This is a genomic window from Companilactobacillus pabuli, assembly GCF_014058425.1.
Lineage (GTDB): Bacteria > Bacillota > Bacilli > Lactobacillales > Lactobacillaceae > Companilactobacillus > Companilactobacillus pabuli.
This window is the reverse complement of record NZ_CP049366.1, coordinates 246,257-268,366: the sequence shown is the minus strand read 5'-3', so window position 1 is coordinate 268,366 and position 22,110 is coordinate 246,257. Positions and strand designations below refer to the sequence as shown.

Below are 22,110 nucleotides of genomic sequence, written 5' to 3'. Positions count from 1 at the left end.
TAACATCTCCAGAATAATGCAAATAATTCTAGCTATTTTTCTAATATTTTGTTTTACAAGTCATTTAATTATATTTTTTAGTTCTATAATTTAATAATTCAAAACTGATAAACAAAATAACTGACACAACTGAAACTATCCAACCAATTTTAAGCCCTGGTACTTGATAGTTCAATTCAACTTTATGTTGTCCCTTGTCTAAATCAATCGCCATTAAGTTATCGACCACTTGATGAAGTTTGACTTTCTGACCATCGACTGTGGCACTCCAACCATCATCGTAAGGAATACTGAACAACATTGGCCCTGCTTTTTCGACATTGATGGTTCCACGAACAGTATCGTGATTCAGGTCAGAACTGATTTTCAAGGAATTATCTTGGAATTTATACAAGGACTTTAAGAATTTCGGTTGATCCAATGATTGGAAGTATTCAGGATTCAAATCAAATATCTTCTTCGTCAAAATCTTTACTTGAACTTTTTGATTCTTCTTAAAATGCCCCAAACGCAATGTAGCTGCCTTATAAACATTCATATTACTAGTTTTGACACGCTTGCCATCAACATAAATCTTAGTTTTGTCGTAATTTAACGGCGTTTTATAAAAGTACAATGGACCACTAGCACGAGTAGTCATTTGATACGTATAGAGCGTTTTACCTTCAGTCGTCGTCTGTTGCATGCTATTGAGTGTAGCATTTTTTAAATATTCGGTACTATTGCCATTCAAAGCCTGCCATAAACGATCCTGGTTATCCAAAGCGTGACCATTTTTCATCTTGTATCCATAGACATCTTTATTGACCATGAAACCTAATGATGGTGCATTATAATTTTCTTCGACGTAATAATGATTATCCCACTGACGGACTCGATAATAAACGCCCAGCAAGGCATTGGTCAAATTTGTCCCACCAAAATAACTGATACGGCGAACATTGATACTGTAGTAGCCCAAGTTATTCATCATTTCCAGAGTCTTTTGATTCAAAGTGGAGCTATACAGACTTAACCCGTTGATGTTGAACAAAATCGGATCATTATAATTGTTGTATTTTTCCGGAAAGGCCTTATTCAAACCAGATTTGGAGACAATTATTCGATGTCCCAAATGACTTCTTGCCTTCACATCAGCTAGGATATTATTTTCTTTCTTAAATTCCTCTCGATAAACTAATTGATTACCTAATCCCGCAGTACTGATAACCGAATTAAAATTAGCCACAATTTCAAACATCATTATCAGCATCAACAAGCCGAAGAACTTTTTATTACTATTAAGAACTAGCAAAATCACACCGGAGATAATGATACAAATAATACTTAGCCAGAAGAAATAACCATTGTAATTATTATCTGGAATTGCAAAACCAAGTCGCTCAATAATCTTTGGCAACAGCCATTCCGTCGAATAGCCAATGCAGAGTAAAATCCCTGCTACACAAGTGGATTTAATAATTGTCGACTTATCTTTGAAAACACCAGCCTCAAAAGCTTTATAGGCAATAAAAATACATACGAATGAAAAAATAAAGCTATTTCTAAATGGGAAACCAGCTGGATTTTGAAACATATGCCAAACAGTATTGAATGTTGTCACAAACATGCTGATCAGCAAAATCCCTAACAAGAATGTAGAATTTTGTTTATCTTTATTATTAACTCGAGGACTAAAGAAGTATGCCAACAACAAAATTAGAATTGTCGAGGTCATAAAAACTGACGGGCCGTGTTCTAATCGCTGTTCAAAAGTATTCCCACCGATTCCTAATTCCGTCAAAGCTTCCAAACCAAAGCGAGCCGATGGCAAATAATTCATAACATTAAAGGAAGTCTTACCCGTTTTCATCATGCCGACCAAGGTTGGTAATAAGACGACTGCTGAACTCAAACCAGCCAAAACTGAAGTGATCAAATAATTTCTAATAATCTTCCACTTATTATTTTGACGGAAGAGATTATTCTCAAATCCTGTATAAATAAAGAAACATAATGAAAAAATACAAAGCATATATCCTAAGTAATAGTTGAAGATAATGGCCAATAAAATTGAACAATAATATAGAAGATATTTTTGCTCTTTTATGACCCGCATAACGCCTATCGCTACCAAAGGTAACATTATTAAGGCATCCAGCCACATCAAATCATAAAAGTATGACGCTACGAATCCACAAAAACTATAAGCTAGAGTAAAAATATAATTGGTAAATTTAATCTTTTGTGAGTATTCTTTCAAGAAGTAAGCCATTGCCACGCCCATTGAAGAAATCTTCAGCATGATAATAATATTTGCCGCTGCCGGAATCCCCATTGGACTAAAAAAGACCAATAACAAATTAAAGGGTGACAATAAATAATAGCTCATAACAGGAAAGAAATTATCCCCTAGTGACTGACTGAACAAGTAAAAATGCAGATTACCAGATGTTAACTGACGCCGCAATTCAGTTAAAAAAGTCAGATATTGCGTTCCCAAGTCACTACTCAAGAAATTGTTACTACCAAAAGGCACTAATTTAAAATACGCAAAAATAACCGAAATAATAACGAAATTAAGAAAAAACGCTCCAAGATAATACCGGACATGACGTTTAAGCATATTTGTATCTCCTTACTAACTATCCAAATAATATGGGATAAACCGAATAATTGCAAAAAAGATGCCAAACAAAAAAGGCTTGCTTGCGCAAGCCTGTCATCATATTATTTTTCATAATGTCTACCTCTTGATTTAACGTAATTTAAGTTTTGTTTTGAATGTGTGTGAATGGTTTTTAATTCTTGTATTTTTGTATTTTTGAGTAATGTGATTCTAGTTTAAAAATTTCTTACCATTGTAATTTCTGATCATCTTAGTACAAACAGTTGCTAAGACGGAAACACCAGTAAGCACGAGCAAAGGATGTTTTTTCATAAAATTCACCTCGTTTTTGTATAGCCATATTTGACTATGTATACATAGTACCGAGATATTATGAAAAAGTTTGTACTAAAATTTGAATTATTTGTGAATTAATTAATAGATGGTCGGTGCTTCTCTATATTGATGCGAAACTCTTCTATTACATCTTGGCTGATTTCTGGTATGTCACTTAATTTTCCCAACAGCCACTGTCCCAAGATAAAATATTGTCCTTCTTCTAAAGTAAATTTCTGGGCATAAACGTACTGAATTGCCTGTTCATACTTTTGATGCATCAACAATTCAGTTATATCACGATGGATTTTGTCACTTTGACCTTGTTGCTGCTCAAACACTACTTCAGTTTTTTCGCCGTCTTTTTTTCCGACCATATAACCAAAGCCTTCCGCAAACGACTTAATTTGACGCATGATGAAATCACTATCTTCAGCCATAACATTCCCTCCACTTTACCCACAGTATAGGAAGAAATAATTTTTTTAGCCACAAAAATACCCGAATAACACATTTAATTTGTGATATTCGGGTATTCATAAATTAATTATTTATCAGCTTTTTCTACAGCAGCTCCAGCTAAGGCACTGACGTAGTTAACTGGTTTGTCGAAGTTAGGTTGGAACAAGAAGTCAACCATGGACAACTCATCGATCGTAACTTTCTTTTGAATTGCTAATGACAAGAGGTTAGCTGATTGCGATACATCATACATGCTTGTCAAAGCACCACCGAGAATTTCTCTTGTTTCTGGATCCCATACGAGGTTCATCAAAACAGGAGTAGTTGTCAACATGAACTCTGGACGATAGTTGTCTTCTAGAGATACACTATCAACTTTCTTACCTAGAACTTCAGCGTGTTCTTTAGTCAAACCACTGGCAGCATAAGTTCTGCCGAATAGTTCAACCGCTGAACTAGCTTGTGTTCCCATATAAGCTTCAGTATCTTTTTCGATATTCTTACCAACCAAGATACCTTGACGAACTGAATTAGTTGCCAAAGGAATATATTGGTTGTCGCCTGTTGGATTGTAGTGAACAGATGCTGCATCACCAGCTGAGAAGACGTCTTCTTTACTTGTGTGCATGTATTTATCCACAATCAAAGCACCGTTTGGCAAAGTTTCAAATTCGTCAGCGAACATCTTTGTATTAGGACGGAAGCCAACACACATAACAGCAATATCAGCTTCATAAGTATTTTTATCAGTTTTTACAATTACACTATGATCTGTTTCTTCAAATGACTGAACTTTTTCGCCCATGCCAAGTTTTACACCATTGTCGAGATAATCTTTTTCGGCAACAGCAGACATGTTAGGGTCAAGGTTCTTACCTAAAACGTGTGGTAAAGCATCAATCAAAGTAGTTTCTTTACCAAGAGTTGCATAACCTTCAGCTAGTTCAGCACCGATGTAACCAGCACCAATAACGATAGCACTCTTGATGTCTTTAGCATTTTCTTTCAATTCATTGGCATTAGTCCAATTCTTGCAAAGCATTACGCGGCTTGAATCAATACCTGGAATTGGAGGGATAACTGGAGCTGAGCCAGTAGTAATGACCAACTTATCATAATCTTGCTCGAAAGTTTCCCCACTAACTAGATTTTTAACGGCTAATTTCTTATTATCGAAGTCAATATTTGTAACATCATGTTGCATGTGCATGTGTGCACCAAGTTCTGTCAAAGCTTCGGGACTAGCATAAAACATCTTGTTAGGATCTGAAACACGGTCACTTACCCAAAGTGCGATTCCACATGATAGGAAAGAAAGATTATCATTTCTTTCAAAAACGGAAACTTCCCAATCTGGATGTTCCTTCAAAATATTCATTGCTGAAAAAGTTCCTGCATGTGTACAACCTACGATACTTACCTTCATAATAATTACCACCTTTTACGATTTAATATCATTATAGTTAATATTTTAACATGATTAAAGCGTTTACATACTATATTAAAAAATATATATAGAATATAAATAAATCTAATTAAAAGTATAAACCACCTCACTTACGCCCCATAAAACGTCAAAGTGTCGTTTAAATCCTCTCAAAACGAAAAAATAAACTTAACATTATAATCACATAAATTGAAGTATTTGTGAAACTAAAAACAAATAATTATTTTTTTCTAAAATGAATTTAATTGTTTAAACATATGTGTTATATTATAACCGTGAAAGAGATAGAGATATGATCAATGCAATTCCTTCCTTTTTTAACTCTAAAGGTTGCGATACATCCTCATATCGTAACCGAATAGCTTACTCGCATTCAGGATAAAGTTGCCCCCCTCAATCAACTTTATCCTCCCCTCAAATGCGTTATCCCATTACAATAATTTACTTTGAATGCTTTCATTAATTAATTACAAATCCCTCTCTATTTGACAAATATGGAAACCTCATAAGCATTCATACCTTTATCTCTGACACTACTGGTAATGCCGTTACACATTAGGTGTAACAAAAAAACAAGCCCGTCCCCCCAGATGAGCTGTTTTTTTTTGCTCTTTTTTTCTAATAGATCATACAAGAATTTTTATGGGTAATTCATTATATCAAAAAAATGGTCTATACATCGTGAAAAAATCCACAATGAATTAAATATAATAACATGTTATTTACATATTTATTTATCCAAAATCAAAAAATTATTTTTTCTAAAAATGAATGTACATGTTTAAACATATATGCTATATTATTAACTGTGAAAGGGGCAAAGATATGAAATGCAATTCTTCTTTTTTAACCAAAGAAGGTTGCGATACATCCTCATATCGTAGCCATAAAACTCATTCGCATTCAGAACAAGTTGCCCCCCTCAATCAACTTGTTCTCCCCCTCAAATGCGTTTCCCATTACAATAATTTACTTTGAATGCTTTCATTAATTAATTACAAATCCCTCTCTATTTGACAAATATGGAACCCTCACAAGCATTCATAACTTTGTCCCTGACACTACTGGTAATGCAGAAAAAACAAGCCCGTCCCCCCAAGACGAGCTGTTTTTTTTGCGTTTTTTATTCGAATGACAATTCTTGATTTATTCTATTAGATTTTGTTTAAACATTACGAAGACGGATATATTGAACATATGTGGTTAAACATATTAGGTCTGTTTTGTGATAAACTGCCGTCGTCCGCAAAAGCCCTGTGATTGGCTGGAACGCTGCCGACACAACTTGGAGCCTTTGCTAAGCCCAAGTTCGGGCAAAGTCTTCAAGATTGGTCTTATTCTAAGCAACAAGTTGCTTAGAATAATTTGGCGGCTGAGCCATCACAGGGCTTTTGCTACCGACTAGATTCCATATACTTAATTTTATCGTAATTATTTCATGCGCCAATACAAAAATCCCGTTAGATTGTAAACAAATTACATTCTAACGGGATTTTTATTAACAATATTCAATATCTAATTTTTAGAAGCACTAGATGTAGCGTCTACTTCTACTTCAGGTTTAACAGCAGGTTCTTCAGCTGATTCTGAAGCGCCAGAGTTTGCATCAACTGCTGATTTACTTTCATCTTTCGAAGCACCAGATGTAGCATCCAACTTAGCGTTTGGATCTGGGACTAGTTTTTGACCAGTTTGTTGTAAGTATTGGTCAACGATTGGTTTGATATCAACAGCCCATTCGTTAACACCTTTGTAATTGTCATTTTCATCATGCATTGCTTTGTAATAGTGCATTACGTGATGATTTTCGTCACCACCAGGTACTGGCATTGAAACTAAATCAGTCTTACCACTTCTCAAGTCATAGATAACTTGTTTAACGTGTTTCATAACGCGTTCGATATTAGGGTGAACCTTATCTAAAGCATCTCCGACTTGAGCAGGAACACGTTTAGCTAACATATCTTCAGCTTTGCCAACTTTGTTGTAATAAATAAATTGATTATTTTCATCAACGTAAGTCAATTCAACTGGCATAGTCTTTAAGAAGTAGTTCAATTGATCAACTGTCAACAAACCACTGTCTAATTTGACATAAGTGCCACCTTCAACGGCATTGACTTTCTTAGCAGCTTTGTCCAACCAGTCATCGTCGTTCATGTCGATACCTTGAATAGTTGTGTCAGTTCCTTTTTTAGCAGAAAGGTCTTCGTCTTGATAGCCGTTTGATTGACTAATCAAGTTGATAACTTTGGCAAATTTGATAAAGTTTTGCAAAGTAGTTTGTAAGAAATCAACTGTTCTTTGATCCTTCAAGTCACCATTTTCGTCAAAAGCAGTTTTAACGTCACCTAGCAAAAATTCATTACCAGGCAAGACAACCGCATTAACACCAGGTGCTTCAAGAATTTGTCTCAAATGTAATTGGGCACGTGATGACCCTTGAGTATGGTATGAAGCTCCGACAATCATAACGGGTTTGCCGTCGAAAGGATGTACTTCATAAGATAGCCATTCGATAACGTTCTTCAAGGCTGCAGGAACAGTGTGATTGTGTTCAGGAGTAGCAATGATAACACCATCAGCAGCTGAAATTTTCTTGCAAAGATTTTGAATAACGGGGCTATTTGTTTGGTCATCATCTTGGTTGAACATTGGTACTTCATTGATATCCAAGACATCGACGTCGATTAGTCCTGTAAAATGTTTGGCGATAAAGTTTAATAATGTACGATTATATGATTGATCAGCGATTGATCCAGCAATTCCAACTAATTTCATACTATCCCTCCTAGTCTTTGTCCCATGAGAATGTAGCAGCTTTTTGCTTTGTAGCGTCTTCTGCATTATTCAATTGTTTTGAAATATTAACGAATTGAAGAAAGTCTTGGAAGAGACCGTCTAATTCTTTAACAACATCTTTATCCTTCAAATTGCCCTCATCATCAAAGGCTTGTAATGAATGTGCCAAAAGGAACTCTGAACTAGGCATAATTCTAGCTTTTAATTCTGGCGAATCAAGGATTTGACGTAATTGAGCTTGGGCACGTGATGACCCAAGAGATCCATAAGAAGCACCGGTAATCATAACGGGCTTGTCGACAAATGGATGGATTCCATATGATAGCCAAGCTAAGGCACTCGACAAAACAGCCGTTACAGAGTGATCGTATTCAGGAGTAGCAATAATGACACCGTCAGCATCCTCAATTTTCTTAGCGATGTCTTTGGCCAATTGTGGCACATACTTATCTGCACTCTTCTTAAAGATTGGCAAATCCTTGATTTCAACTAATTCAATTTCAGCGTAATCTTGGAAATGTCTCTTCATATACTTCAATAATTCACGGTTGGTTGATTTTTGGGAATTTGATCCCACAATAGCGATAAATTTATTCATCATTAATCATCCCACTTCTATTTTATTGTCATGTTAATTGTAAAATGTTTCACTAGGTAAAGCAATATAATTATGTGATTGTTTTCATATAGTATAGTTATATTTTCTTAAAAATATCTTTCAATCCGCTAGTAACAAAGGTCTCTAAGTCCTTCGTAATAAAGACAGCTTCAATTCCCTTTTGTGCTTCAATCAAAGCCATACCACGTTTTATACCTTGATAAAAGCCAATCGTTGACCAAATTTCACCGTCAATCGACTTGTCACTAATAATTGTCACACTAGCAAGGTTATTTTTGATTGGATAGCCAGTTTTTGAATCAAACATGTGGTGATATTCATGACCATCAATTACTAACTTGCGTTCATAAATACCAGACGTACCAATTGATTTTTCAGGAATATGCACGACACCTAAGGAGACATCTCGCGGCTTAATGGGATTTTGAATACCGATATTCCATAACTTGTCCTCATGCAAACTGTCGCCGACTAACAAAACATTACCACCCAAATCAATAATTCCCGTCTGAACACCACGTTTTTGCCAAAGCTTTTTGATCTCGTCAGCAATATAACCTTTGGCAATACCACCAAGGTCGATCTCCATACCTTTTTCTTGCAAAAATACGCTCATATTGGCGTCGTCGAGGATTATTTTTTCAGGGTCGATAATTTGTAAGCGTTGCTTGATATCTTTGTCACAAGGCTTGTTGGCACCCTTAAAACCAATTTTCCACAATTTGACTAAAGGTCCGATTGCTACATTAAAGCCTAGATGTTTGCGACTGACTAAAACAGCTCGTTTGATTAAATCATACGTATCTTCTGGCACCTGAACTGGCTTGATACCGGCATTGTGATTGATCGACATGACTTCTGACTCGTTACGATTGACGGTCAACTTATCTTCAAAGTTTTGAATCAACTTGTAACCAGCCTCTAAATCAGCCACACCACTAGGTTCTGCCACTGACAAGTTGATCACTGTTCCCAATGCATAATAGCTCTTGTTAATTAGCCCCATTGAACTTTCCTCAATTCATAAAAAAATAATTTACGATAGTGAACACCCTCTATCATAGTCTTTTGTGTCGTTTACGACAAAGGTAAGTTATTCACAATATCCATAAATAGAGTTATATTAATCCTAACATTTAGAGGAATTGGAGTGAATGAAATGTTTGAGGATTCAAAATTAAATTGGAACGCAACTTATGACGTTATCGTTTTAGGATTCGGTGGTGCTGGTGCCAGTGCTGCTAGATTTGCGGCTGACAACAACGCCAAAGTTTTGATTACTGACTCAGCTCCAGAGGGTCATGAGGGTGGCAATACTCGCTATGCTGGTCAAGTTATTTCATCAGGTGACAATTTAGATGATTTACGTAAATATTACGAAGATTTAGCTTTCCCATTGTCATATGACAAGGATTTGATGGAAACTTTCGTCAAAGGACTCTATGACATCCCTAATTACCTAGAAAATTATCTCGGTGTTAAACCATTTATCATGGGCAAACACCCAGAATCACCAGTATCTAAGGCTTTGCACTTTATGGCTCACGAATACCCAGAATTCCGTGGTCAAGCTACTCACGAATTAGTCGCTGTCCATGAAGGTGTCGCTGACTCTGCTCTTTGGAAAAATCTCCGTCAACAAGTTTTAGACCGTGCTGACAAAATTGATGTCTTGTATCAAACACCCGCTAAACACTTGATTCAAGATCCAGCAACAAAGGCTATCGTTGGTGTTCAAATCGAACGTAATGGCAAACTTTTGAATGTCAAAGCCAACAATGGTGTCGTCATGGCTACCGGTGGTTTTGAAAACAATCCTGAAATGGTCGAAAATTACCTCGGCGAAACTAGTCTAAATCCTATCGGTTCCCTTTATAACAAAGGTATCGGTGTCACAATGGCTAGTGAAGTCGGTGCTAAACTTTATAACATGAACAATTATGAATCTTATGGCATTTTCCATGGACTAACTCCTAAGCCAGCTAAAGGTCAACGTTCACAATTCTTGCCATTCGACTGGCCTGCATTCCACCAAGGCAGTTTGATTGTTGTCGGTGATGATGGAACTCGTTACTTCGATGAAAATGAAATCCACCGTCACGGACACATCCAAGATCACGGCAATTGGAGAGTTCCTTTAGCTCAACGTCATCCTTATGTTGTCTTTGATCAAAAGAAGTACGACGAATTAAAGAATGATAAAAACGCTCCTTATCCAGAATTCTTAGAGTCAGTCGTTAAAGCTGATGATTTGAACAGTTTAGCTGAAGTAATGAACGTTGATGCTGACAAGTTGGCAAGCACTATCAAAGACTTCAACCACTTTGCAGAAATCAAACGTGACTATGCCTTTGACCGTGATGCTGATACTTTGACAGCCTTCGATGATGGTCCTTACTACTGTTTAGCTATGGTTCAAGGATTATTGAATACTCAAGGTGGTCCCGTTCACAATTCCAACGCAGAAGTTGTTGATGTAAACGATGAAATCATCCCTCACCTATACGCTTGTGGTGAATTAGGAAGTTTGATGGGACGTCAATACAACGGTGGTAGTAACCTTGCTGAAAACTTGATTTTTGGTAAGATTGCCGGTGAAAATGCTGCTAAAGAAAAAGACGTTGAGTCAGTTAAAGTCGACGCTAATACCTCAGCTAGTGTTCACGAAGAGGGCTTAGGATCTGATGTTGGCGAAGAACACTATGAAACTAACGACAACCAATACATCGGTAAATCAACTGCCGGTATGGGAAATGAAATCGTCGTTCGTGTCACTGCCAATAGCAAAGACGACATTCAAGATATCGAAGTTTTGAAACAAAGTGAATCTGACGATTACGGTCTCAAAGCTGTTAAGGAATTGCCAAAAGAAATCGTAGAAAAGAATTCGGTCGATGTTGATACAATTTCTGGTGCTTCTGCTTCAAGTAAAGCTATTAAAGAAGCCGTTTCTGATGCTTTGAAACAAATTAAATAAAACTCTTTTAGGAGTGCAATTGCACTCCTATTTTTTTGCACTAAAAAAGGACACCGCTAAACGATGCCCTTCATGGGAGGTATTTCCTAAAATTATCAATGCCGTCTGCAGGATTTGAACCTGTGACCGCCGGTTTACGATACCGATGCTCTACCAACTGAGCTAAGACGGCTTAAAAAAAATACACCTAATTCCAATGAACTAGATGTAATATATTGAGACACCTAGGTATTTCCTAAGTATTTATAACTCCGGATGTCAGACTCGAACTGACGACACCCTGATTAACAGTCAGATGCTCTACCAACTGAGCTAATCCGGAATAATTCAATAGCTCTTTAACAGAACTATTAAATCTTATCAATTTATAAGCCTCAGGTCAATAACTATTTGGCATTTTCTTTAGTAATTTTTGTAACTCCACCCATATATGGCACTAAAACGTCTGGAATTGTTACAGAACCGTCTTCATTTTGGTAGTTTTCCAAAATAGCGGCAACTGTACGACCAGCAGCAAGTCCTGAACCATTCAATGTGTGAGCTAGTTTTGTCTTACCATTTTCGTCACGATATCTGATGTGAGCACGACGAGCTTGGAAGTCTAGACAGTTTGAACAACTTGAAACTTCACGGTACTTGTCTTGAGCAGGCATCCAAACTTCAAGATCATAAGTCTTAGCAGAACTGAAACTTGCATCCCCACTTGAAAGAACGATTACGTGGTATGGAAGTCCTAATTGTTTTAGGATATTTTCAGCATTAGCAGTCAATTTTTCTAGTTCGTTGTATGATTCTTCAGGTTTTGTAACCTTAACCATTTCAACCTTGTTAAATTGGTGCATACGGATCAATCCACGAGTATCACGACCGGCAGAACCTGCTTCAGAACGGAAACAAGGTGTCAAAGCTGTAACATATTTTGGCAAATCTTTTTCGTCCAAAATCTTGTCAGCAAAGTAGTTTGTCAAAGGAACTTCGGCTGTAGGAATCAAAGTCAATGGGTTTTCATCAACCATAACTGTGTAGACATCTTCGGTAAACTTAGGGAATTGACTAGTACCAAACATGGCGTTGTTGTTAACCAAGTATGGAGGGATTACTTCTGTATAGCCTTCTTTTTGGTGTTGATCCAACATGAAGTTGTAAACAGCACGTTCAAGTCTAGCACCCATACCAATGTAGTAAACAAAACGTGAACCTGAAACTTTAGTAGCTTGTTCGAAGTCTAAAATTCCCAGTTCTTCACCGATATCCCAGTGGTGTCTTGGTTTGAAGTTTTCTTTAGGAACGGCACCGACTTTTCTGATTTCAACGTTAGTACTTTCATCAGGACCAACGGGAACAGAATCATCAGGGATGTTGGGTAGACGAACTAAGATGTAGTTCATCTTGTTTTGTGTTTCTTCAAGGTCAGCATCGATCTTCTTGATATCGCCACCGACTTTTTTCATAGCAGCGATTTCGTCACTAGCGTCTTCTTTGTTGCGTTTCTTGTTAGCAATTCCTTGAGAAACCTTGTTTCTTTCTTCCTTCAAAGTTTCTGTCTTAACTAACAACTCACGACGTTTTTCATCGTATGAAAGTAATTCGTCGATTTCTTCACTTGTAACGCCACGTGAAGCTAATTTGTTTTTGATCCATTCAGGATCTTTTCTGATTAGCTTAATGTCTAACATAAATTCATCCTCCATTATTTGTGAACTTGCACGATTAGCCTAGGTAACTGTTTCCTGCAATATAGCGGAAACGAGCTACACAAGGGCTAATCGTCCTTGTTCCGCTCTCTAATATAAAAAAAGGTCGAAACATCCCAATAAAGGGACGAATCGACCATTCGCGGTACCACCCAGTTTCAGAGTATAACAATACCCTGCACTTTCAGATTTTATCGGATCAACCCGAACGGAATTACCCGTTGCCAGAATGCTGGAATAAAACCTTGACGATTTTCACCGACCATCGTCTCTCTGAAAGGTTTGTGAGTAGGCACTCTCTTAGCTTTATATTCATTGTTAATCATAATTTAAAATGTTATAAATATCAACTAGTAATGACCACCATTTTTAGTAGCTTCGACATCGATATCTTCTAGCTTCAAGAACTTCGTCTTATGCTTGATCTTGTAGTAAGCCCAACACATGAACAAAATAATCAAACCACTATAACTGATCAAGAGACGACCAATATTGAAATCAACCATCGAACGCACATCTTGTCCAATAATAATAATGATACCTAGGATGATAGCTAGAATTGGTCCAAATGGGAACCACTTAGCCTTATACTTCAAGTCATCTAGACTGTAGCCCTTGAATAAGTATGCTTTTCTGAAACGATAATGAGAAAAGGCAATCCCAATCCAAGCGATAAATCCGGTCAAACCACTGGCTGCAACCAAGAGTTCATAGAAGGAATCTCCATACAAACTAGTGAATAAGGCTGCCCCACCAACTAAAGCAGTTAGTAGAAGTGAGAAGACTGGTACACCACGACCATTAGTTTTTTCAAAGACCTTTGGTGCCATATTATTTTTACTCATTGACCAGAGCATTCGACTGGCAGCGTATAGTCCAGAATTAGCAGCGGAAATTACTGAAGTTAAAATAACAGCGTTCATAACTCCGGCAGCTAGTGGAATACCAACTTTCTTGAAGACAATCGTAAAGGGACTGATAGCAATATCGCCAGCGTCTGATCCCAAAAGATTTGGACTAGTATAAGGAATCAAAGCACCAATAATGGCGATAGACAAAATGTAAAACAATAAAATTCTCCAAAAGACTTGTTTGATAGCCTTTGGGATACTCTTTTCAGGAGTTGCTGATTCACCAGCTGTGATACCGATCAACTCAGTACCTTGGAAGGAGAACCCGGCAACAACGAATACACTTAGAATCGCCGGAACGCCTCCAACGAAAGGTGCTTTTTTATATGTATAATTTGTCAACCCAACAAAGTTTTCATTTCCTAAAATTCCTAATATACTTAAGACACCAACAATCAAGAAAATGATAACAGCAGTAACCTTGACTGATGATAACCAGTATTCAGTTTCACCAAACGAACTTACCGAAATAAAGTTAATTACCAAGAGCACGATCATGAAAGTTAAACTGATCTTCCACGAGGTCCAACTTGGGAACCAATATTTTACAACTATAGAGATTGTGGATAAATCGACCGCCAAAGTAATCGCCCAGTTGAACCAATAATTCCAACCTAACGCAAAACCAAAAGCAGGATCGATAAATTTTGTAGCATATGTCGCAAATGAGCCGGAAACTGGCATGTAAGTTGCCATTTCTCCCAAACTAGTCATTAAGAAGTAAACCATAATACCAATAGCCACATAAGCTATCAAGGCACCTCCAGGACCAGCTGTTGAAATTGAGGAACCGCTTGCCACAAACAAACCAGTTCCAATTGACCCACCAAGTGCGATCATCGACAAATGACGGGTCTTCAACGACCTATTCACATCATTATTTTCCATCTTTCATTCCCCTTTTTGGATATAAAAAAAATCCTTATTATCAGAGGAACTACCGACAATAAGGATTATAATTATCCCATTAATCAATAGCTCAACGAATTAGAGAGTGTCTCCGTTTGCCGGCAATATTGCGGAAACGAGTTACAAACGGCAGGCTGCTGTGCTTTTGCCCAGAACCTAAACGCCGTTCTCCACTCTCTTAATCGACAGTCCACCACCTATTAAGCAGTAGCCCAATCAAATTACCAAGTAGGGATAATTGATTTCGGCAAACTTTCCTTTCATATCTTTTCAAAGTACCCTATCCATACTCCAAAATACTAATAATAAAGATTGCACCTCTATCTGATTACAAAACATTATAAATAAATGTTAAGATAGTAGCAAGTAGTGTTTCATTTATTATTAAATTATTTTAATTAAACGTTACCGGGGGAAGACAAATGTTGGAGCAAATTTTCTTAGTTAAGCAAGACGTAGAAAAATACAAAATGCTAACTGTTATAAAATCTTTACCTCCTCGTGAAGTAAACCTAAGCAACATTAGTAATCGACTACAATTCACCTACCAAAAAACATATAATATTTTTCAAGCATTACTGGAAGATTTAGCTGACGTCGCTCCCGACATTGACCCTAGCGATACGAAAATCGAGTCAATCGACTTCAGAAAAGTTTCCATTGATACTTACCGACTATTTTTGGTAAAAAACTCAGTCGTTTTCCAAGCCTTCAATTATGGTTTGACTAATGCCAATCCGTCATTTGAGAGTTTCAGTGACGAACACTTTACGAGTAAGTCCACTTTAAATCGTCGAATGTCTAAATTCAGAGCTTTTCTCAAAAACTTCGGTCTCAAGATTTCCAACTCGACACTTGAGATCAAAGGTAATGAGAAAAATATCCGTTGGATGGCATACTATGTTTATTGGTACACATATCACGGGCAAGAATGGCCATTTAGTTTGATTCAAGAAAATTCTATCGATCAAATTATCGGTCGGACTGATATTACCTTCGATAATCCAATCGTTCATTTCCAATTAAAATATTTTCTAGCAATTTCTAGAATTCGTTTGATCAAACGTCACTATATCGACGAACTACCATATTATAGCGATGTTTTTGGCACTCAAAGTCTAGGCGAAGATATTTTGACACAAGAAGATTATCCTATCGTGCCAGTAGTTGCTTTAGATAATGAAAACAAATTGATCAATCTCTTCAGAAGAACCGCCTTCCAACCTAGCGATACTTCATTTGAGCAACCAATCAATGCCAACGCTAGAATCAATCCGAAGTTCTATGCACTCGTTTATCACTTTATAGATTTCTTAAAGGAACATTACCACGATGATATGTCGGTCTACCATAACCAAAAGACTTTGAAACACATCATGACTTACGTAACACGTGACATCGTTTTCTACTACATTATGGCACCTTATTCCTTAATGCATTTGGATTCGATGTATCCTAATGAAGATAGTGAGAAGAACTTTACTGACTTGTATAAAGATGTCTACACCTTCTTCTCTAACGTCGACCAAAATGAATTCCCTGGAATCTACAACGCTGCAGAATTGATTTCTAAAGACTTATATCAAGTTTTGCCTAGTTATATCTCCACTATCCGTGCTGAAGATATTATCAAAGTCAAAGTCTTGATTGATCCTGGTAACCAAACCGCCGAAGTTGTTTTGAGAAATATCCGGACTTTGGACTTCGTTGAGATCGTTCCTAGCAATGTTTTCGATGATGTCGATGTGTTGATCACTTCAATGGATGTGTTGCCTTTGGATATCGAACGCAAGAAGTATCCTGAGAATTTGAAAGTTATTCCTTGGGATATTTCTTCAACGCGTCCTGATTATATTTGGTTGTTGATTCAATTGAATCAGGTTTACGTTAAGAAAATCAAGAATAAACAAGATGAAGAAAAGAAGAAAAAGGCATTGTAGTATTGGTGTTATATTGCCGTCGTCCGCAAAAGCCCTGTGATTGGCTGGAACGCTGCCGACACAACTTGGAGCCTTTGCTAAGCCCAAGTTCGGGCAAAGTCTTCAAGATTGGTCTTATTCTAAGCAACAAGTTGCTAAGAATAATTTGGCGGCTGAGCCATCACAGGGCTTTTGCTACCGACTAGATAGTTGTTTTATTTCTTAATTACGATAAAAAATCAAAATAGCTCTATAAGGATGCAATTTACATTCTTATAGAGCTATTATTTTGCCTAATTTGCAATTGAATTGACTAAGGTCCAATTTAGAGTTCCTTGATATTTGCCTGCTGGTGATACTTGGTCTTGGTTTGGTTCTAGTAACAAGCCAGTATTTTTCGTCCAACCAGCTGATAGATCACTAATAGTCTTATCTTGGTATGAGGTCAAGTCTTGAGCTATCAATTCATCAGAACTAGTCAATGGTTCAGTGGTTGCTTGATTCTTTTTATAAACCAAATCACCGTTAAACTTTTTACCATCCATTGATAATCCGGTTGATGAAACATCTAGCTTCCAAGGAGATCTGAGACTTGTGACGGTCAAATCGAAATCATTTTTTCTGGCAATGTATTTCTTAGTTGTCTGATAATTAATATCTTGAAAATCTAGATTTTTTGAAACAGTCAATTTCAAAATTTTATCAGGGACTTTGTTGCCTTCAATTTTGAATTGCGGAGTACTTGTTGTTTCAATCGCATTATCACCTTTGAACGTAGCTGGTGCTGGTGAAACCGTAATTTCTTGACCAGTTGAATTAGTGGCAGTGCCGTTTAAAACGATGTCAGCACTCGTGTAGCCAGTACTTGCATCGATTGTTCCGAGGTCTTTTGTCAAAGTGTAACTCAAAGTACTATTGGTCATCCCTTTAGCATCAGAAATTGTGATTGGTGCACTACTATTGCCATTGGCGTCTTTATAAGTGATCGTAGCTGAACGATATGTAACGTCAGTTGGCAAATTCAAATCAGAGACGATATTTTGCCAATTTTCACGTGAAGTATCATCCCATTTCAAGTTGTAATCAAAGCTCAAATTATCACCATTATTGACGGTATTGTCGGTTGAATCGTCAGTGATAGTTTTGTTCAAATCGTTATCAGTCAATGAAGATGTTACTTTGGCGGTGGCTAAAGCAGGAATTGATTCAAAGACTGCCAACTTGCTGTAATTGGCTTTTTCATTATTGGCACCGGTCAAGCCCCAATAAACGTGTCCATCGGTTGGATTACCAAGTTCACTAGGATCAACCGGAATAGTTTCCTTAACTTCGTCATAATATTCACTCTGACCTGTATTAGCAGTTCCGTCAGGATATTTGTCATTGTAGTCATAACTAATCGTAGCCGGATTGCCATTTTCAGCTGGATTCCAAGTAAAGGTCAAATGATGCCAATAAATTGGATTACCATTTTCATCGTCACCGTCAATCAAGTGAGTCTGAGTTGGTGCTGCTTGATAAGTTGACAAAGCCTTACCTTTATTGGAAACACCTGTGATATAAGCCCACAAGCTACCATTTCCAATCGTTGAAAGGCTGGCCTTTAGTTGATCATCGTTACGAATATTGTTTAAATCCAATGACTTGTATGAAACTGAATTGCCAGGATAAGTCAAATTGATCAAACCATAAGAACTACCCGTATTACCTAATTTTAATGAAGGAATATAATTGTCAAAATCAACATTCAACAAATCATTATAGGCTGGAAAAGTAGCAGGTGGAGTGTCTGTACCTTTAGGTGTATCAAAACTATTCAATGTGTAGTACAAATATTTCTTTCCACCGGTATGTATGACATTATCGTAATCTATTGAAGATTCACCAATTTGAATAGGCTGTTGAAGCTTACTCCCCATCAAATTGTTATCTTCTGTTTTGAAGTTCAAAGCAATACTGTTACCAACTGCAGTCTGAGCGGCCTGTTCCGGGGTATTAGTAGTAGCGCCAGAACTAGAGTCCTTACTCCAACTCCAATTACCCAAAAGATTAGTCCCAATATCTTTCAATTTAGCTGTATCGGCTCCCATCGAACCTAGAGATTGCATCCCAGCTCCCATGGCAGAGGTTCCACGCGAATCATTTTGCAAAACTAACGACATCCCTTCGCCATTGCTCAAAGGATCGGTATCTTCTCCAGAACCAAAATAAAGCCAAACTGAAACGGTTTGTTTCTTATTTATATCAATATAATTGTCGCTACCACTACCGATTTTTGACCAAGCAGCACCTACACTTTTTTCGTCACCACTCTTAGCCATATCCAAAACACGACCATTATGCTTATCAGATGAATCGCTAGAATTATTGTAAATGGTGGCCGAATTAGTTTGATACGAATAATTGTCATCTTCAGTAGATGTCTTCTCAAAATTGCCAACATCAAAATACTTCGAAATATCCAAACCAACCGGCGCATTGTTAATAGCATCGCTGTCGGTGTCCGCAAAAACCACTTGAGCAGTAAACGGCATGAGAACAATAAATGTCAATAATAAAGCCGATAGAACAGCCAATCCATTTTTGTTATTGAACGTAACACGTCACTCCTTCAATTATCTCTATTATTATGATAGTTCATAATTAAAGTGTTGAACGTTAATAAATAATAAAATTATTTTTGATTATTGAATTATTTTGTTAAAACTTATCTAAAATTTCATGCATGGAAATAGTCTCTTGATTATCAAGTCTCCTCTTTTATATGGACATTGTGGTATGTAAGTCGTGAATGTTCAGCTCTTATGTATTAAATATTACGCAAAAAAATGGTTCTAAACTTTCTGGTATTGATGAACAATCAATACCAGTTTTTTTATACTCTTTGAAATAAAAAAAGAACATCACTGTTCTCGTGTTAAGATTTAAGCGACCAAACCAAATCAAACAGGAGTGAACAATGATGTCCCAAGACAATTCTATACTATGTGCACTAGACATAAAAGACAATAATATAAAAAATGTTTCAGTAAAGGATGCCAAGATAAAAAAACGTGGCGTTATAAAACACATTAAAATAGTGAATGCTGAACTATCTTATTCTTTATATAGGTGCCCTCAATGTGGAATGAATACACTAGTTAAAAATGGTAAAAGAACCACTAATGCAAGATTAGCTAGCTTTAATGGTATCGAGTACCACCTAGTACTAAGAAAGCAACGATTCCTGTGTAGGAACTGTGGAAGCACCTGCGGTGCCCACAGTGATCTATTGATAAAAAATCATACTATGACCAAACAGATTAAGAATAGAATCTTTTCCATGGCTAAAGAATCATTTACTCTGTCATCAATAGCTAAAGTCATCGGTATTTCAGCCAATACTGTAAGTAGGATTTTATATAGTAATACCAAAATTCCTAATAGATGTGCGCATTTGCCAGAAAATCTTTGTTTTGATGAGTTTAGATCCGTAAAAAATATTTTTACATTTATCGCCATCGATGCGGATACGCATCGATTGGTCGAATTGATACATGACAGACTGTCTAAAACAATAACTGAACACTTTATAAATAATTACAGCTTATCGGAACGACAAGCTGTAAAAACCGTATCAATCGACTTAAATGCCAACTATCAATTAGTCGTTCATCGTATATTCCCCAATGCTCGCATTGTCGTAGATAGGTTTCATATAGTTCAACTTTGTAGTAGAGCCTTGGATCAAGTACGTATCAATTCTTTAAAAAAATTGCCTGATAAAAAATCTCGTATATATAAAGCAATGAAATCTGATTGGCGTCTATATCATCTTCCAGAGGAAGATGTAGACGATACTCATATAAAATTTATTGTCGGCATAAATGAATTTACGACTATTCAAAATGTCATCGATATAGCTACTGATGAAATACCAATTTTCAAGGAAGCTTATGGTACTTATCAGAGTATTCAAAGATCAATAAGATATCATGACATAAATCTACTTCAGGAAACTACTTCTGGATATAAAAGAAATGGAACTGCAATGGATACAGCCATTACAACGTTACGAAAAAACATAGATTATGTGAAAAATAGTTGCTTATTGCCATATTCCAATGGCCCTCTAGAGGGCACCATTGGAAAGATAAAGAAACTAAAAAGAAATTCTTATGGCTTTAGAAATCTTGAACACTTTATTAAAAGAATAAGACTGATTTGTGCATAGAAAAAGAGCATCCTTGATGAGGATGCTCAATGAGCTCAAAATCATTCATCAATACGATTTGACAAAGAGCCAAAAAAATCGTCTTACCAATCAAAATTAGTAAGACGATTTTATCTTTATTTCTTATGACGTTCTGAGCGAGTACTACCTGATCTTGAATCTTTTGACTTGTCAGGTTTCTTAGTACTTCTCATATTGAGTTTGCCACGACCTTTAGTTGGACCATTGCCCTTATTACGTTGTGAGTAGTAGAGATACATCCAAACTACGACGGCAATCAAGACAATAATTCCAATGATGATACCAATCCATTGTTTGTTGTTGGATTCTTGTTTTGGTGAAGCAGCATCATTGACGTTATCAACTTGACGTTGTTTGACAGTGATATTGTAATCAAACGACTTTTCAAAACCAGAATCGTTCTTTAATGTGATGTGTGCTTTGTAAGTTCCCGCGTCCAATTTCTTCACTGGAATAAAGTAGTTGAATTGCGAATTAGGAGCGATTTGCAGGTTATCTGCACTATAGTTGGTCTTCTTACTACCATTAGTAATTTCTGCCTTCAGGGACACTTTATTGATGTTTATCGGTGCTGTATTGTCCAAGGTGTAGGCAATTCCTGTCGATCCGGCTACAGCTTTTGGTGCAGCGGAAGTCAAATGCATATCAGGCATGACACCATCATCTTTGGAGCGCAAAACTACCCCTTTGACGTAGCGAACTTGATTCTTAATATTGATGTTTTTAGACTTCGTTGGACTAACAGAAGCTGTCGTCGTAACACCACCCAAAATAATCCCAGAATATTCAGAATCGGGTGACTTTACTTTGAACTCGACCGTCTTATTTTCACCAGTAGCCAAGTGGACAGTTTGTTTACGTTTGCCTTCGACTAGGGATGTCAAAGATGGCAATTTTGACTTGTACAATTGAGCGTTGTACTTATCATAGCCAATCACACCAGAGTCCGCCGTATAAGCATTATTGACTTCAGCCGTGACTGTGATTGATTTACTACCAGTATTAGCAATCAAAACTTTCAAAGTCTGATCTTTTTTAGGTTCAACTTTGAGATCAAAGAAAGACTCATCTTTGTTAGTTTGATTGTCTGGCAAAATCGCCTGAATCGCATAGGACTTATCAGGCGCAGCTTTGACTGTTGTCGCGAAAGGTAAAAATGTCGCAATTAATAGTAATAATGTGGAAAAAAAGACAATTATTCGTTTCTTCATAC

General features: G+C 36.8%; 13 protein-coding genes, 2 tRNA genes and 1 riboswitch. Of the genes, 3 read left to right on the top strand and 12 right to left on the bottom strand.

Annotation, left to right across the window (positions count from 1 at the left end; all coding sequences use genetic code 11):
* Window positions 1-64: 64 nt before the first annotated feature.
* From G6534_RS01285 to G6534_RS01260, 6 genes are all read right to left on the bottom strand, one after another.
* Window positions 65-2,605 (bottom strand): YfhO family protein, encoded by a 2,541-nt coding sequence (locus G6534_RS01285; RefSeq protein WP_059075234.1) that lies wholly within the window; start codon window positions 2,603-2,605, stop codon window positions 65-67.
* 413 nt (window positions 2,606-3,018) lie between these two features.
* Complete coding sequence (locus tag G6534_RS01280; RefSeq protein WP_182083050.1) at window positions 3,019-3,363, bottom strand: hypothetical protein; 345 nt, start codon at window positions 3,361-3,363, stop codon at window positions 3,019-3,021.
* A 107-nt stretch (window positions 3,364-3,470) separates the two neighbouring features.
* Entirely contained in the window at window positions 3,471-4,811 is a 1,341-nt protein-coding gene (locus tag G6534_RS01275; RefSeq protein WP_059075232.1) for an FAD-dependent oxidoreductase, read from the bottom strand.
* Between the two features lie 1,536 nt (window positions 4,812-6,347).
* Window positions 6,348-7,613, bottom strand: coding sequence for an NAD(P)H-dependent oxidoreductase (locus G6534_RS01270; protein ID WP_059075219.1), 1,266 nt, complete (start codon window positions 7,611-7,613; stop codon window positions 6,348-6,350).
* A 10-nt stretch (window positions 7,614-7,623) separates the two neighbouring features.
* Window positions 7,624-8,232 (bottom strand): NADPH-dependent FMN reductase, encoded by a 609-nt coding sequence (locus tag G6534_RS01265; protein WP_059075224.1) that lies wholly within the window; start codon window positions 8,230-8,232, stop codon window positions 7,624-7,626.
* A 97-nt stretch (window positions 8,233-8,329) separates the two neighbouring features.
* Window positions 8,330-9,259 (bottom strand): FAD:protein FMN transferase, encoded by a 930-nt coding sequence (locus tag G6534_RS01260; protein ID WP_059075220.1) that lies wholly within the window; start codon window positions 9,257-9,259, stop codon window positions 8,330-8,332.
* Window positions 9,260-9,412: 153 nt separating this feature from the next.
* Between G6534_RS01260 and G6534_RS01255 the strand changes: the two genes are divergently transcribed.
* Window positions 9,413-11,230 carry an FAD-binding protein gene (locus tag G6534_RS01255; RefSeq protein WP_059075225.1) on the top strand — a complete coding sequence of 606 codons (1,818 nt, stop codon included), beginning with the start codon at window positions 9,413-9,415 and terminating at the stop codon, window positions 11,228-11,230.
* Between the two features lie 99 nt (window positions 11,231-11,329).
* Here G6534_RS01255 and G6534_RS01250 read toward each other — a convergent pair.
* The 4 genes from G6534_RS01250 to G6534_RS01235 all read right to left on the bottom strand — a co-directional run bounded on the left by G6534_RS01250 (window position 11,330) and on the right by G6534_RS01235 (window position 14,723).
* Window positions 11,330-11,402, bottom strand: a tRNA-Thr gene (locus tag G6534_RS01250).
* Window positions 11,403-11,479: 77 nt separating this feature from the next.
* Window positions 11,480-11,552, bottom strand: a tRNA-Asn gene (locus G6534_RS01245).
* Window positions 11,553-11,616: 64 nt separating this feature from the next.
* The gene (gene serS, locus G6534_RS01240; RefSeq protein WP_182083049.1) at window positions 11,617-12,906 is read right to left on the bottom strand and encodes a serine--tRNA ligase; all 1,290 of its coding nucleotides are present in this window, start codon (window positions 12,904-12,906) and stop codon (window positions 11,617-11,619) included.
* A 368-nt stretch (window positions 12,907-13,274) separates the two neighbouring features.
* Window positions 13,275-14,723: an amino acid permease gene (locus G6534_RS01235; protein ID WP_059075222.1), complete on the bottom strand. Its 1,449-nt coding sequence runs from the start codon at window positions 14,721-14,723 to the stop codon at window positions 13,275-13,277.
* Window positions 14,724-14,899: 176 nt separating this feature from the next.
* A riboswitch (Lysine riboswitch) is annotated at window positions 14,900-15,075 on the bottom strand.
* 91 nt (window positions 15,076-15,166) lie between these two features.
* Here G6534_RS01235 and G6534_RS01230 point away from each other — a divergent pair.
* Window positions 15,167-16,684, top strand: coding sequence for a helix-turn-helix domain-containing protein (locus tag G6534_RS01230; protein ID WP_182083048.1), 1,518 nt, complete (start codon window positions 15,167-15,169; stop codon window positions 16,682-16,684).
* Window positions 16,685-16,956: 272 nt separating this feature from the next.
* On the opposite strand, the gene G6534_RS01225 is transcribed toward G6534_RS01230, so the two are convergent.
* A complete protein-coding gene (locus tag G6534_RS01225; RefSeq protein WP_182083047.1) occupies window positions 16,957-19,215 on the bottom strand; it encodes a hypothetical protein in 2,259 nt (752 codons plus the stop codon).
* A gap of 407 nt (window positions 19,216-19,622) precedes the next feature.
* On the opposite strand from G6534_RS01225, the gene G6534_RS01220 reads away from it, so the two are divergent.
* The gene (locus G6534_RS01220; RefSeq protein WP_182083037.1) at window positions 19,623-20,876 is read left to right on the top strand and encodes an ISL3 family transposase; all 1,254 of its coding nucleotides are present in this window, start codon (window positions 19,623-19,625) and stop codon (window positions 20,874-20,876) included.
* Window positions 20,877-20,992: 116 nt separating this feature from the next.
* Here the strand turns inward: G6534_RS01220 and G6534_RS01215 are convergent, their stop codons facing one another.
* Window positions 20,993-22,108 carry a DUF916 domain-containing protein gene (locus tag G6534_RS01215; RefSeq protein WP_059075074.1) on the bottom strand — a complete coding sequence of 372 codons (1,116 nt, stop codon included), beginning with the start codon at window positions 22,106-22,108 and terminating at the stop codon, window positions 20,993-20,995.
* Between the last annotated feature and the right edge of the window lie 2 nt (window positions 22,109-22,110).